At 57.5% G+C, this 16,791-nt stretch carries 1 protein-coding gene (only partly in view); it reads left to right on the top strand.

Translation table 11 applies throughout. The features are described from left to right. Positions 1 to 16,791, top strand: the 3' portion of a protein-coding gene (locus ACK2JC_RS01690; RefSeq protein ID WP_411338392.1) for an SdrD B-like domain-containing protein. The gene continues 12,708 nt to the left of window position 1, outside the view; 16,791 of the gene's 29,499 nt are visible here — the last part of the coding sequence; the start codon falls outside the window, past its left edge; the stop codon is at positions 16,789 to 16,791.

Genomic DNA, 16,791 nt, shown 5'->3' with positions numbered 1-16,791 from the left:
TTGACGGACCATTCCAACGGAGAGCTTTCCTCGCTGGATTCCGCCAGCGACCACCAGCCGGGCGACCCGCTCAATGATCAGATGCAGCGGTGGACAGATTTTGACAATGTGGTGCAGCTGGAGAAGAACGAGTATCCCGCCGAGATCGCAGTTACGCTGGTGAACCTTTCAGGCAATGGCGATATGACCGACGAGTATACCGGTGTGACGCCGGACCCAAAGCAGACGAACAACACGGACCCGGATTTCTATCTCATGGGCAATGTGTGCGACCTTTTGGATTACAATGCCAACGATCCCTTTGGCATCGGCGTGTGGACCAGCAACCTGGCCTACCGCAAGCCCAAGGACAATCACGCAAATTACAGCAAGGACCAGTACGACAACAAGCAGTCCAACTACAGCACTGGAAAAATCGGCTATATGCAGACCAGAGAACTGGTGGACAGCTTTGAGGCGGACCGGAAGATTTCCGAGGAGCAGGTGGTCGACAAGGAGGCTACCTACGGTATCCCGGAGAGCTCGCAGTCCGAAGTGAAGCAGGCCAACCTGGCGATCTGGTACGCGGCTAATATCGCGCCGAACGGCAGTACTAACACGGAGACGATTAACGGCGTGGACGGCAAGGCGGCAACGAAACCTGCCGGCGTAGAGATCAATACGGCGGTGGCCAACACCACCAGAGACGACGGCCTGGACTCCAACACGGCCCAGCCGCTGCAGGATATCTATGATTACGATTCCGACAATAAGGAGCCCAACAAGGTAAAATACCGCATCTGGGCGGTGAACGGGACCAAGCAAAAGAAGGATGAGAGCGGCAGAGAGGTTGAAAATCTGGATCTCACCGGCGTTTATTTCCGGGAGCTGAATTACCAGGATGTGCTGCCGGAGGGCCTGCGCACCCAGAAGCTGTGGATTCCGGTGCAGTTTATCAGCAAGACAGCCAGAGCCGCCCAGACGGATCTGGACTCGGATGAGCTGAAGGTGTTGAAGGAAAACCGTTTTGAAGTGTCCACATTCAAGCTCTATACGGCCAGGGATTTGGACCAGAAATCATCTGAGCTCACGCGCAGCGATCCCAATGTAGTCGGATCGGATTACAGCAATACCAATGTATTCGACCTGAAAAAGGAAATGCTGGACGACCTGACGGAAGCCGACGGCCTGTTAAGCGGTACCTCCAATCCGCTGGTATCCAAATACATGACGTATGAGACCGCCGACGGAACGGCCACGGAAGAGATCGACGAGGCGCGTTATTACTGCGTGGATCTGGAGGCCATGTTCCTGGACGGTGTGCTGGAGCCGGTGCAGCTTGATACTGAGGACGGGGGTTATTTCCTCCAGCACAATCTGCTGGCCTTTGACTACAGTTTAAAGGTGCGCACGCCGTGGCGCATCGACTACCACCAGAACCTGATGCGTTTCTTCGGGCCTAACAAGGAGGGCAATGCCACGCTGACCGGTGTCCGGGAACGTGTTCCGGAGGGGCAGCCGGCATCGGATCAGTTTACGGAAGATCCGGCGGAGCTCCTGTTCGAGGGTATATTTGCCGACCGCAAATATGCGGCGGGAGAGGCGCACGATTCCACCCGGGAGAAGGAATGGGATCTGAACAGCCGGCCCACCGTTGATACGGACCCGCTGGTGCTGTCCAAGATTATCACCAACCGCATCGGTCTGCGCCTGCACATGGCGGGCGTGAACAGCGTCGTCAACAATAACCGTTTCTGGGATATTGATAACTATAAGAAGCTGCGCTTTGTAAACCGTGCGGCCAAGATCAACCTGTCGGTAAACCGGCTGCCCTACAAGAACAATCTGGCCACCGCGTCCAACGCCGGACAGATTATCCAGGTTCCGGATCTGACGCCGCTGCCGGAGAATGGGGATGCCTTTAACAACCGGCCTCTGGGAATGAACTACAACGGCAACGATTATGGAAAGGCCGATCCGGACGGCATGAAGAATCCGCCCCGGGATCTGGCAGACATGGAACACCTGGTGCCCGGGGACCGCATCTCCTATTACGTGACTGCGGTCAACGACAAGGACGAGTATCCCACAGAGAGCGGGGAGATGCGCGAGAGCATCACCTGGAACAATCCAGTGCTGCGCTTTGAGGCACCCGAGGGGACCAGAATCGCCCGCTGGACCTATATGCCGGCCAATTATCCGCTGGGCGAGGGCAAGCGGGTGGATGCCAACGGACACTATCTGGACGCCGACGGCAATGAGATTTTGGATGCCGACGGCAAACCTATCACGGACGGGAAGAACAGTCTGATCGTCACTCAGCCCCTGGCGATCACCGATCCGGATGGAGGCGTGGACGGATATAAGTCCATCGAGCTGGAGGATATTGAAGCTTACGATCCGAGACAACCTATGGACGGCGGCGGGTATTACAGTGTTCCGGCCGATCAGGAGCTAAAGGATTTGTACAGCGGCATGGAGATGGAGAAACCCAATATTTTCGCCCGCTTTTTCCGATCTGCCAGAAGCGGGACCCCGGAAGCGGAGGATGTGGTCAGAAGCATCGTCTGGAAGATTAACGGGGATATCCCGGTAAACAAGGGCATCCGCCTGCTGGTGGTTTTGGAGGTGGAGGACCCGGACAACAACGGCGGCAGCAACATGAAGGGGAATTTCATCGCGGAATCCCTTGTGGCGGTGGGGGGACTGGAAGCTCACGGCTATGAGCCGTTCTACTTTACCAGCGCCAATCCCCAGAGCCAGGCGGGCAGCTTTACGGAGCAGGTTTACAATCACATTACCCTGACAGATCCGGACGGCAACAGCTACCAGGCCGGCGCTCTGCACACCACGGCTTCGCCTGCAGCCCATCTGGGAGCGGATGAGGCCAGACAGGAACAGATCGGCAATAAGGACACCGTGATCTACAAGCGGGTGCAGGCGGGAGCGGAGGACACATTCGAGGGCGATACGGAAACCATGGTGAACGGCGTCCACGCCCAGGTGCTGTCCGGCGGAATGCACATTTACACGGAACAGTTTCCGCCCGACGTGGCGGTTTCCATGGAGGACCATGTGGACAGCAAGGAGGCGGTGCTGACGATCGGCGAGCCCCAGGCGGCAAAGCAGGGAAGCGAGGGTATGATCCGCAACGAGGTACACAAGGATCTGGCATACATGGATCTGACTGTGGACTTTATCACCGGAAATACTTACAGCGCCGGTGAAACCGGCGATGTACGGAAGCTTCAGGGCTTCTACCTGAACCGGATGCCGGACGAGGACGAGCTGTCCTACAACCAGACCAGCTATGGCGGCGACCGGAATATGATGGCCACCATGTACGTCCAGCTGCGCAGCGACTTGAATGAGTCGGGGCAGATCCGGGCAGATTTGAACGGGTTAAACGTGCCCTATGATCCCTCCCGTCCCAATGCTGACCGATGGGCCAGAAACGGCTACCGCAAGGTATATCCCAAGCGGGCTGGCTACAACCCGGACGGTTGGTCCTATTACCGGGAGAGCGACGGCACTTACCAGCTTCTGGATCCGCGGGATGTGGCGAGATTCAGGCTGGAGTACGCAGCACTGTCCGCCTCGGACAGCGCCAAGGCGGATGAGGTGGACGATTATCTGACGCTGCCGGCCGTGAAGCTTTACGGAATCAGCCGCTGGGCGGATATCAAACCCGGTAAGGCGCAAAAGGACTACAGCTACAACTATACGGTGCAGGTGACCCAGGAGTGGTACCGCGACAGTTCCATGGCCGACAACTATACCACGCCCCAGCCAGGAGAGACGACCGAGGGGAGCGAGGGCAAGACGGCGGATGAGATGGAACAGGAGTATAAGGACGCTAACGGCATCGCCAGCACTTCCACCGCGGACGACCAGTCCACGGAGATTGAGAAAAATACTTACCGGTATGGGATCGGAACCTCCGTGACCTACCCGGTGCTCCGCCGGATGGCCAACGTGAGCCTGAACGCGGAAACCTATGAGTCGGTGGAGAAAGCCACGGCTTCCGATGCAACGCCTATGGACGGTTACCGCCCGGGACAGGAGCTATGGAGCCGGATCACGGCCGAGAACATCGGCAGAGCGCAAAAGCAGCCGGTAAGCCGGGATTCCTCCGGCGTCCTGCGCATCCAGTACGACGGAACGGAGCAGGGAGACAACCCCTACCACTGGATGGAGGATCCTGCGAAGCCTGCCGGAGCTGCGCCTGGCCTGGCGGCAAAGGAAGATGTGCTGGGCACGGGCGAGATCTACCAGCCGGTTATCATCGACAAGGTGCCGGCCCAGTTCGTGGACATTGACCCGCGGATGCTTCCGGCAGGAGGCGAGTCAGCGGTGGATGGAAACGTGAGGGAGGTCGTCATAAGCGACTGGAACAACGGACCCATCCAGATCCGGTGGTGGAACGCGGACGGAACCTTAAAGACTATGGGAACGGATTACGAGCCTCCCCAGATCACGGTTTACGCCATGACCGCGGGGGATATCGGCGGTATGCAGTCCTACGACCGGACGCTGCTCAACAAAGTGGATGCGGAGATCGCGCCCAACGACGCAGATCCCGACAGGACCAGAGCTGCGGATACAAGGTACTTTGTCTACACCTACACCTTCAAGGATCAGAAGCTTCGCACCGCGCTGGCGCCGGGAGAAAAGATCGAGATTGTGTACCGGACCACTGCCAAGCGGGAAGGGCTGCCGGTGACGACCTACCAGTCGGAGGATGCGAGAACCGGCGGGAGGGTGGCGTATTTGCCGCGGTTTGGCGAATACAGCCACAGCATGAATTACAACTACTATTATTACGGGCTGAACACATTCGACCCGGCGGTGGATAAGACCGGCGACAAGCTGATGGATATGAGCAATCTGATCCACGACGTGGGCTTTACCGGCAGCCGGACCGGCCGTAAGGCGGCCCTGACGCCGGTGGTGAAGAACGGAACAACTGTTTACGAGACGGTGAAGAACGCCGACGGCAGCGACCGGCTTTACCCGGACAGCACGGGACAGCAGCGCTATGAGTTCCTGGATCAGAGTAAGACTGTGATCCCGGGCTCCAAGGTCAGCAGCTACACCAGCATGGATGCCGGAGACAACAGCAAGTTTTTTGACGGCGATCTGGACAGCCGCAGCCGCCAGCAGGTGCTGGTGGGCGCGCCGCTGGTCGGAAACCAGCCGGATCGGGTGACGGAGCTGACCTATGGCCGCGACTGGTACAGTATGCTGGCCAAGGACCGCACCTACGGCCAGGTGGCGCCTGCGGGCGTTAAACCGGAGGCCGGGGAGTATGTGAATAAGGGCGTGGAGACCAGTATGCACTGGGACGAGACGGGCGATGTCGGAGACTGGCTTCCTGTGACGGATGAGGACGCCGGTGTGGGACTGAAGGAAAACATTCTCTGGGCGGAGGATTCCCTCCATCTGCGGATGCCTTGGCTGTACACCGCCACCCGTTTCGTGACGGAACGCTATTATGCCGGCGATATCAACGGGGATTATGACCAGTACGACACCAGACTGACGGGAAGCGCCCTGGAAAGCATGCAGGGACGCTCTGTCTATTTCGCAGATGAAAAGCTCAGAGTTTACACTCCTGGGATCCAGTACGGGGATGAGTACACTGCCCGGCTCAGCGCGATCAACTACGGTGATTGGGCGCTGGACGGCGTGACGTTCACCTATGTGCTGCCTCTGGGCGTGATGCCGAATCTGAACGAGGACGGTACGCCGGATCTGAAAGCATTTTACGGCGGCGCTCCGGCCAGCGACGACGGTTATCTGGCTCCGGAAGCCATCGCCGATCAGTATGTGACTGCCGAGGCGATCCAGCGTCCGTGGGATATCGTGGGCACGGACTATTATCCGGCGGCAAAAACAGCAGCGGATCCGGTGCTGGCGGACGATTACTACAACAACACTATGGAGACCTACGGCAGGGAAGATCTGCCCTGGGTGGTGAGAATCACGGTGAAACAGCCGCTTAACGGCTGGTGGGGCCGCAATATTACGGACAATTTGACACAGAAGGACAAGGGATATCAGATCACGGTGGACTTAAAGTCCGTGGTCTACGCCCAGCCGGACAGCGAGCGGTTTTACGACATGGTTTACACAGAGCCGTGGGACGACGGGATCTATGTGAAGGACGGCGAGATGCAGCCGGATTCCGATTACTGTCAGATTTACGACGAGTCCCACCGCAGCGGTGATCTGACGGTGCGCCAGAACGGAGCTTACCCGAATACCAATAATGGCAACACCTCCTATCTTGTGACAGGATGGCTGGACCGCAACAGCTACCAGCAGATTTACGGAATGAACAAGGTTTACCAGGCCAAGATCGGCTACTGGGGTGTCAGCACCAGCAACTTCTGGATGTTCCCGGCGTTCACGGCCTACGCAAACGGACGAAACCTGTTCTGCGCCATGTATTCGGCGGCAGACGGGGAGATTCCGGCAGCGGTTACCGACTATAACGCTGTGGAGGGCAGCGGCAGAGACACCGTGTATACGGCGGTCAGCGGCAGCCAGGCCAGACTGCTTGTGCCGGTGGTACGCCACTGGAGCGAGGTTGCGGACGAACGGGCCGGAGAACCGGGCCATGCCATTGAGGACGAGAAGAAGCTGGATGAGTTCTACCAGAATATGGAAGAACCCTTTAAGATCAGTCTGTTCGCGGAGAACCAGGTTGTGATGAAGAATATCACAGCGGGCAGAAACGTACAGAACAATGGTGCCAGCAGTGCCGGTACGGTGCACTATCAGGATCCGGTTACAGGCAATTATTTGAGCTTTATCAACCCATTTGAAGCAAATAACGGAACCAGCTATTATCAGACTTCGCCGTCCTTTGACGACATCGGAGGCGGTTGGATTACGGGGGATGGGCAGGTAACCAAGAGCGGAGCCAAATACCCGCTGCCTGTGCTGTCCACGCTGCTGCCGGAAGGTATCGTGCCGGTGGACGAGCAGGGGAAACCCTGGCCCGGACCCAGCGTGCCCAAAGAGGAGCGGGATGCCTGGGCTAACGGTCAGGCGGACTTTGACTTGACGGTGCGCAATGTAAGCACGCTTCAGGACGGAACAGCCAATCGGGAGATAACCTCCGGAACCAATGTGACCAAGGACCATTACCGCGTTTCCGTCAGCTACATTGAGGAGGCGCGCCGTTATATGGTGCGCGTCGTACCGGTGGCGGCCAACGCAGAGGGGATGGACTACAATCCGCTTACTGATCCCCAAAACCATGGTGACGTGGTGGAGGTGCTAAACGCACCGCGCTTGGACTGGAACCAGAGTCTGGACATCAATGTAAAGGTAATGGCGGTGGAGGCACCCGAGGACCGGGTGAATCTGGACGGCGTAAGCCAGGAAGCCGCCTGGGCAAAACGGGGAGCGGAAGATTCCAACATCATGCTGAACCGCTGGCAGCAGAACCGCAGCTTTGCCTCCAGTCTGGTGCGGGGCTTTAGGTTCCTGACCGACGACCGGAGCGTGGAGGAGGACAACGGCCTGTCCATGAAGTTGATGTTTAATCCGTTCAGCGTGGGCCAGGAGTACAGCGGCTACTACATGGACGGGAAATACTGCAACTGGTATGGCTGCTACAACGGGCACTATCATGCCTTTGACGATACCCGGCTGGACAGTACGGGACCGGACGGCCGTATTAAGGACCGCAGACTCCTGGGCGATATGATCCGGGGGGCGGAGACAGGCGCGGACGGCGCTGGTAACGTTGTGGACATTGAGGACTACTCGCCCGAAAATATCAGAAAACAGAGCGATCTGACCCTGACGAACGCCATGAAGGGCGGACTGCGGGCGCCTCTGAACGTGACCTACGACCGCCTGGATGTAAACGGCAGCGGAAGCGGCTACACGATGCAGGGCGACCTGATGATGGGCGACCGGTTTGTGGCCAACACCACGAAGATTTACGTGAAGAACCCCAATATCATGCTGGATAAGCGGGTGGCGCTCAGCGTCACCGAGGCCGGCCTGGGGGACAACAACGGATCGCCGGATTACAAGGGCCGCGATGTACATGAATACAAGATCGACGAAGACGGAAAGCTGGTGAGAACCGACGGCTGTACCAATGCTGACGGAGTGGAGGATATTGAGGCGGCATGCCTTGACGACTACACGGAGAATCCCAATATTCTGCTGAAGGAGGGCGTGACCTTCGGATACGGCGGAAGAGTGTGGTACGGCGTGACGGTGATGAACAAACATGTGGATTCGCCTATGCACGGCGAAGCGGACTCTTCTGTTACAGGGGAACAGGATCCCGGGGCCTTTGCCCGTCTGGACCAGCCCAACGAGTATCTGATCGATGAGTCCGGTAACCGGCAGAAGATTCAGGATCTGACCGCGGAGGGAAGCAAGGATAAAAAGCCCTCGGCCTCGGATTTACGGGAGTATGAGGATCAGCTTGAGGTGCGCAGGCGCAAGCTGGCGGAGAGCGGAGACGTGGCTCACGGAGCCTTTATATTCTCCGATTACCTGCCATGGGTGCTGGCCTACGACGAGGGCACCGAGGAGGACCCGGGCATCTGCATCCAGACGTATGACAGCGATGGGAATCCCGATGAACTTCTGGACCTCAACGAGGCCAGAGCCAAGGGATGGACCATTATCGACAATACGCCCAAGCCCAAGAAGGACGAGCGGGACAACCGCAAGTTCATCAGCATCACCGTGATTCCTCCGGCAGACCAAGCCGCCTTCGGCGACCGGCAGTCCGCTTACGAGAGCATCGGAAACGGAAAACGGCCTGCGGGTTATCTGGAGAACGGCGGTAAATTTACGCTGAAAATCCGGACCCGCGTGTCGGATATCCCCGATGTGAACAAGGCGGAAAACTACGACAAGGACGGAATGAGCACGGATAGCTTCTACAACCGGGTGTTTGTGAACCTGGACTGCCTGGATGGAAATTATGGGAAGCTTAAGGATTACAAGGGCGTGCATTACGAAGCGGGCGGAAAGCCCTGGTTCGGCGACCAGAAGAAGGATGCCGTGTCCTACTACAGCGGGACGGCCGGTAAGAATACGGACGAAAAGGTGGTGATCAAGGACGGCGGGAAGCTTCCAGTGCCCACTTCGGTGACGGATGTGAAGGGCGTGTCCATTGAGAAGGTGTACGGCGGCAACTGGAACCAGAAAGAAAAGGAAGGCAAGGACCGCTACGCCTACGACACGGCGGCAGGGCTGAAGGTCGTAAGCCCCATGGGCTACGGAAGAGTCAGCACCAGCCGGCCCATGGAAAACCGTAACGGAAAGGCTCAGGACCCGGCTTACAGATCCACCGACGACATTGCCATGTACCTGGCGGAAACAAGCCTGGTGCGCGGAGCGGTGGGAGAGATCTATACCATCGCCAACCTGCCGTTATACGGCGTGGGCCGCGATATCAACCGGCCGGATCTGACGGCGGAAAACTACAAGCAGTACGACGCTTACAAGGTGACCACCACGGTAACCAAGGTTAAGACCGGACGCTGGTATGTGCCGCTCAGCGAGCTCTGCGGCAACACGAAGGAAGAGAAGGAGGCATATCAGAAGCTGCTGGAAGAAAAGCTTCGGATACAGGTTTACTATACGCTGCGCAGCGAGAGCAAGGATATTCGCCAGACTATTGAGGATGAATTCGACATCGAAGCCCGTTACGACGGCGATGAGGAGAAGCCCCTGATCTGGCACCGCCTGGAAGCAAAGGACGGGCAGTATCCGGACGGCGCAACCCTGCGGGAACAGCAGTCCATCACGGTGTCCAAGGATATCCGGGACGACATCAACCAGATTATGTGGATGGTGACCTCGGAGAATCCGGAGAAATACCCCATACCGGCGGGCTTCCGTCTGGATGTGGATGTGGACTACGACGAGGAAGGCAAGCAGGATGCCCACGAGCTGGAGAACAAGGGAACGGGCATGAACAACGGCCACTATCCCAACCATTACCAGTATTTTGCAACGGCGTCGCCCAGCGAGGCAGAGCCTGACGCGGCCACGCCAGGAGAGGCATCGCCCAGCGAAGCAGAGCGGGACGACGTGCCCACCAACGGCGGTCTGATCACCATGCGCCTGGGGGCTTACGGTACCGATGGCCAGGCCATCAAGAGCGACAGCTACACGGCCAACTACACCGACATCTACGTGAATTACAGCGACGGCAAATACTGCCGTCTGGTGAGCAACGACAAGCGGGTGGAGGGAAGTTCCAAGGTGCCGTACCCAGAGCTGTTCGCACGGTCCGGCATGATCCTGGTGCTGTACACGCCGGTGGGCGAGATGAAGATCGAGGGTAAGTATCTGGAGTATATCCAGCGGGCGGCCGATGGAGAACCGCTGCCTCAGGATGAATGCCATTATAAATGGAAAGACCAGATCAAACTAAAGGACAGCAGTAAGGTGGTTTCCTACATCTGCACGCTGGACAACATTGAAAACGAACGACTGGAGAAGTACACGGATTCCGAGGACCGGGAAGATATTTTCGTCAACCCGACCATTGTGATCCGGGTGCCGCCGCTGTTGACGATCAATCCCAACACGCTGACCTACGTGCCATATGACGAGGTGACAGACGATTTATCCATGCCGCTGAATCCGGCATACCAGCGGAAGAGCTCTTACAGTGAGACGGAGCCTTTATACTGGACCTTTAAGGTGGTGCATCGGGATTACGACAAGAACGGACATTTTACCACTGAAACAGAGCCTTCGGACTTTACAGACGTGACGTTAGATACGAAGGACATCCAACCCCTTAAACAGATAGGAAATGAAAAGCTGCTGAAATTCTTCTTCAAAGGCAGACTGATGCCGGGCGACAGCATTGTGATTCAGTATATGGCCCGCGTTACCACCACCAATGAAGCAGACCCGCTGGCTAAGGGCGAGAATAAGGTGACCTACGGTTACGCCACGGACGATGTGGGACAGCCCAAATGGGTGAAGTGGATCGCAGGGGACGACGAGGCTCAGGATGTGGGATCCCATCAGGTGAAGGACGGCAAGAACTATGACGAGGACGATTCCTCCTCCGATACCCTGCTGGAGATCAAGAACGATATTATTTCATTTGACACCGTAATGTCCTTCCCGAAGTTCAAGGCGGTAACGACGGTGCTGGAGCCGGGCGAGGTCTCGACTACCAACGGCAAACCCGTTCCCGTGCTGGAGGGAGAATATTACAGGTACAGGCTGAATATGAGAAACAGCCAGACATTTACGCCCGGCGATGCCGCGGCCGGCATGAAGGTGAACCCGATCTTCTACGATATCCTGCCATACGAGGGAGATACGAAGATCACGGGAACCGAGTCCGGAGGAACGTGGAACGCGCCTGCAAGAGGTTCCAAGTGGAACCCGTGGCTGGAGCTGGATGAGGAGAACTTTGAGCTCAACGCTACCAGCAACGCCGACCCGCAGGGCGAGGCCGGAGAGGACGGAATTATCACGTTCCCCGAGGATACCTACAAGATCTGGGTGGGACCGGTGGATGTGACCAGAGATGAGAACGGAGCAATCACAGAGCTGAAGCCGGCCGGACTGGAGGCCATGTATTCCGTGAAGGACAGAAGCCGCATCAAGGACAACGTGGACAACTTCTTCCAGGCGCTGGGACTGACCGCCCTGGATGAAGAGCAGGAGCTGAACTGGACCGTAAACGGGCTGGAAGAAGCGAATGTGAAGAAACACCATGTGACCCTGGCGGAACTGAAGGAGTACCGGGAAAGCAGCGGCATGACCCAGGCTCAGTACGAGGAAATCCGCAAAGAAATGCGCGCCATCGCCGTGACCTTTAACAACTGGGAGGGCACAAAGAACGAGCTGTACAGGATGTACGCATCCTCCGATTTCTGGCTGTCCTTTAAGGTGGAGACACCGCTTAACCTGCCGGTTTACTCGGCGGACAGAAGCGCCGTGTCGGACGATGCGCTGAAGACCCAGATCGGCCGCTACAAGGCCGGAAACAGCTTTGTGGGAACCGCCAAGGACGTGTATACGTCGGAATCCGCTGTGCTGGAGGTCTATGTGCACAACCCGGTGGACCGCACCCAGATCGGCGACTATGTGTGGCTGGATACCAATATCAATGGTAAACAGGATGAAGTCGCCTACGAGGTGCCGGAGACGGGCACGGACTTTGACCGGAAGCTTCCAAAGCGGGTCAAAGAGGTGGACGAGTACGGAAATATCACGTACGTGCCGGATTGGGGCAAGGACGGAGACGTCTTAAAGCCTGATCCCGGAATCAACGGCGTGAAAGTGGAACTCTTAAACGGTCTTGGACAGCCCTGCAACTACGACGGTGAAGCGGTGGAGCTTGAGCCGGATGGCGGTTTGGATGAGTTTGGCAGACCCCTGTATTACAAGCTGAACGATCAGGGAGAACGCCTGCTGGACGCTTCCGGAGCTACCAGTACAACGCCTTACGGCCCGTTGAGCTGCATCACCAAGTCGGACAACTACGGCAACCAGGGCTACTACATTTTCCCGAACATCAAGGACGGGGAGTACCGGCTGAGATTTACCATGCCGGTGGAATACAACGAGTACGGTCTCACCACCTGGGAGATCGGAAACGACGGAGATCTCATCACCATGGAAGTGGTGGAGCCCGGCGAGACCTGGTCTCCCAGCGGGCAGGCCGGTGGTGTGGGAAGCTTTACCGCTAAAAACCTGACCTTCGTAACCGCGGATGTGATTCACGCGGCCAGCGGGATCAAGGATGAGAAACGGGTGAGCTACGACGTGGGCGTGGGCCTTCCGGTCCGCTACGGCGGCGTGGCCTGGCTGGATGAGAAAGAGGATGAGCTGTCAGAACACGGTTACGACGGTTATTACGACAGCGTGGAGAATCCTCATGATGATCACCAGACCAACCCCTACGCTGAATCCGGCTTCCGCTATACCTACGAGGATGGGGATGGAGCGAAGCTGGAAGAAGGCGTGACGATAATCGCATGCATCAAGGGACAGGAAATGGACGAGCAGGGTAATGTGGTGCCCGCGCTGGATATGCACGGTAGGCCTCTGATTGTACGGCCGCTGCCGGGGTACAACACCACCCGTACCATGGAAATCCTGAAAGAAGAGTACCGGCTGCTGAAAGAGGCGGACGAGGAAATACGAAACGCGGGCGGCACGGAGTCCGAACTCTCCAGACTGAGAGCGGATTACGAGGTGCTGAACAAGAAGTATCCCACCCGCTATCCGGATCTGCCGGGAGACGGTGAGACGCTGTCTGAGGAGCAGTTGGAGGCAATACTGGCGCCCTTTGTGGGAACCTATGAGTTTAAGTACATGATCCCGGGCAAACAGTATGTATTCTACGCAATCCCGCCGGTTGAGAACGGCACGGGCAAGAAGATTTACAAGATGTCCAAGACGATCTCCGGCGATCCTTTGGCTGGACGTTATGAGAATGACGGCCGCTACAACGGATGGACCAAGGAGTTTACCGCAGCCATTCCGCAGGATAACAGCGGCAAGGTTCAGGTCGTGACCAACAAGTCGGGCCAGGTGCTCCATTACCAGGATCAGAGACTGATTGATTTTGGCCTGGTGTCCATTGACAACACCATGCTGTCCGGTATTGTGTGGGATGACGACACGGACCGGGATGAGCTGCCGGACGGCACCTACGCTGAGTACGACGGAATCCGTAAGGACGGCTACGCCGGAATTGAGAACGTAAGGGTGAACCTGTACGCATACGGATGGGTGGAAGGCCAGGGATGGCTGCCCCTGAAGAAAGAGGACGGGGATCTGAAGTTTGTGGACGAGCCAAAGGTTGCCACGCCGACGGAAGCAACGCCTGTGGCGGTGGCTTTGTCGGAGGCGACTCCGTCTCAGGCCAAACCGGTAGATACCACATTGACCACGGCCGGCGGCGAATGGCAGTTCAAACTGAAACCTGTGCTGGAAACCGGTGTGGAAGGCGACCGGCAGTATTACCTGGTGGGTTACCGCGTAGAGATACCGGATCTGCCGAAGGGATACACCGTGACGTCGATGCACAAGGAGATCAGCGGGAAGAAGGATCTGGAGGAGATCGACAGCGATCTGTCTGGCAACAGCTGGCTGTACGCCAGAAGGGAGCCGGGACAGTGGCTGAATCTGGAGACGGATGTATTCGATGAGAAGGATCCCATGACCGCAAGCATGTATCTGCCTTATGAGAAGGCGGAAACCAATGAGGACGGACTGCCGGATGCCAACCTGCACACCATCAGGCTGGGCGATGTTTATTACGACTATGACGCCCAGAGGACCATCGAACATGTGGACGCGGGCCTTACGCCTTACGCCAAGGGCTCTGTGGACGGTATCGTGTGGAACGATGCGCAGATGGTGAACGGAAAGGCGGACTACGACGGAATCCGCAAGAACGGCGACAAGGGAATCGAGGATGTGCGCGTCACCTTGCAGTACCGGATCGGCGACGTGGACTATGCGTCCAAATCGGAAGCGGACTACATCGGGGATAAGGATACGGATTACAGCCGCACCGGGACAATGATTCCGGACGGAACCTATGTGGATCTGTTTACCTATAACCCGGATGAGTACCGGCCGTGGGAGGACGAGACCGGGGAAGCCTACTGGATCAGCGGACCGTATATACTGCCGCGCACCCTGGAGGCGGAAGAACGGTTCTTAGAGGATGTGAAGCTGGAAGAGAAGCGGATCGAAGAACTGAAGAAGGAGCTGGAGGAACTGATCCGACAGCAGACTGGCGCGGTTAACGGGCTGAGCAGCCTGCAGACCCGCCTTGGGAACGCGGAGAACGCCAAAGCGGCTGATCAGGCTCTGCTGGATGAGAAGTATGAGAAGCAGGGCGGCTATGAGCGCGAACGGGCGAATGTGGAAGGCCGCAAAGCGCGTCTGGAAGTTTTAATCGACGTGCGTCAGAAGTCGATCAAGGACCTGAAGGAGGAGCTGAAGCAGGATCACACGCCGGAAGAGCTCGAGGAGATCAACAGCGAGATCGCGGCGCTGGAAGCGGAGACGGCCGGTTACGTGAAAGAGAAAAACGAGGCCGAAGCAACGTACCTGAAGCTCAACGAGCAGATTTGGGAGATCGGAAACGAGATCCGGGAGCTGCTTGCAAAGATGGAAAGCTCCGAGCTGGATATCAGCGCCCTGAAGCGGCAGATCAGCCTTGAGAAGGAGGCGCTTGAGAAACTGTCCGTGGAGATCGAAGAGAAGCGCAGTCAGAGTGAGGAGGTCTATGTAGAGACGGTCAGCGTCCGCACGGACAAAGACGGCTATTATACCTTCCCGGCGCTTCCTCTGTTCGACGAGGAGCAGCCGGTGAAGCCGGGCAGGACCAGAGAGACGTTTGTCCAGCCTGAGCCGTACCGTTACCGGATCCTGGTGGAGAAGGCGGCGGGGCTGAGCTTTACCGACTTAAAGGTACAGACGGCGGGAGCCAACGACGACAATGATTCCGACGTGGGTCTCCTGACCGGATACGACTACGAGAACGGCAACATGGAGCGGTACGGAGTGGGCCGCGGCAGCCTGGGCGTCAGCGACAGCTTTGCGCTGATGGAGAAGATGGATGAGGACGTCAACGCTTACGACGGCAGATACCACCTGCGTCAGGACGGCGATGTGCCGGAGCAGGTGCGCTCGAAACGCCACATACTGCGGGATGCCGGAGTGCTGGCATTTGAGAACCGCGTAACAATCGGAGATTACGTCTGGGAGGATGCTAACGGAAACGGCATCCAGGACAAAGATGAGAGAGGAGTGAAGGGAGCGGCCGTTATACTGTTCCGCTACAATCCTGAGGGAGAAGAGACTTACTATACCTACGAGCTGGCGGATATGGAGCCAGGCACGGCGACAGCCTCCAACGCGGTGGCAACGCCGGATGTAGCCTACAGCACCATAAAGGCGTCCGGAAACGCATGGCTCACGGGTGGAACGGATGTGACGGCGGCAGGAACGACTAAGATTCGGGTAACGGGAACTGTGGTCCGCAAAGGAACCTGGGAACCCTGCAGCGATCTGGACGGAGTAAGCCTGCGATATACGGATGAGGACGGACATTACCAGTTCCGGGTTCCGATTGCAGATATGAGTCCGGACAGCGCCATGAACAAGGTGTACCGCTATCGGGTACAGGTCTACCAGCCGGACGGCGTGGAGACCTGGAAATGGACCGGAATAGGCGGATCGAAAAACGGAGCGCTGGACAGCAATGTGATTCCGGCCAACGCGTTTATGGATCTGACCAAACAGTCCATGGATCAACAGTTCCCGGAGCTGCTTGAGAACGGTTCCCTGCCGGAGGGCGCAGAGCTTACGGTGGCTGGAATCTACGATCCGGCGGATGACGGCAACAGCCGGCTTTCACCGGTGGGAGCTGTGAGCGGTATGCCGGCTTACGGTGTGTACCGGGCGGGCGTGTCGGCGGAATTTACCATCTACGACGGCAAGATACCGGAAGAACCCGGATGGACCATCGACATGCGTAAGATCAAGGACGATCTGGATCAGGATGCCGGACTTACGGCGCCTGAGAAGGAGAAGGAACCCACGCCCGACCACAGACCTTCCGGAGGCGGCGGTGGAGGCGGGGTACCCAACGTGCCTAAGATCATCCAGGCAATCGTTAACGGAGAGAATCCGGAGGACGTGCCGCCGCTGTTTGTGATCCCCAAGACCGGCGTGGTGCCGGCAGGCCTGACAGCCCTGGGAATCGCAGCAATCGCCGGAGTCGTTCTCCTGCTGACAAAGCGCAAAAAAGAGGACGAGGAATAA

The sequence above is a fragment of the Enterocloster lavalensis genome, from assembly GCF_046603895.1.
Lineage (GTDB): Bacteria > Bacillota > Clostridia > Lachnospirales > Lachnospiraceae > Enterocloster > Enterocloster lavalensis.
Note: the sequence above shows the minus strand (reverse complement) of the source record. Positions and strands in the feature narration are given on the sequence as shown.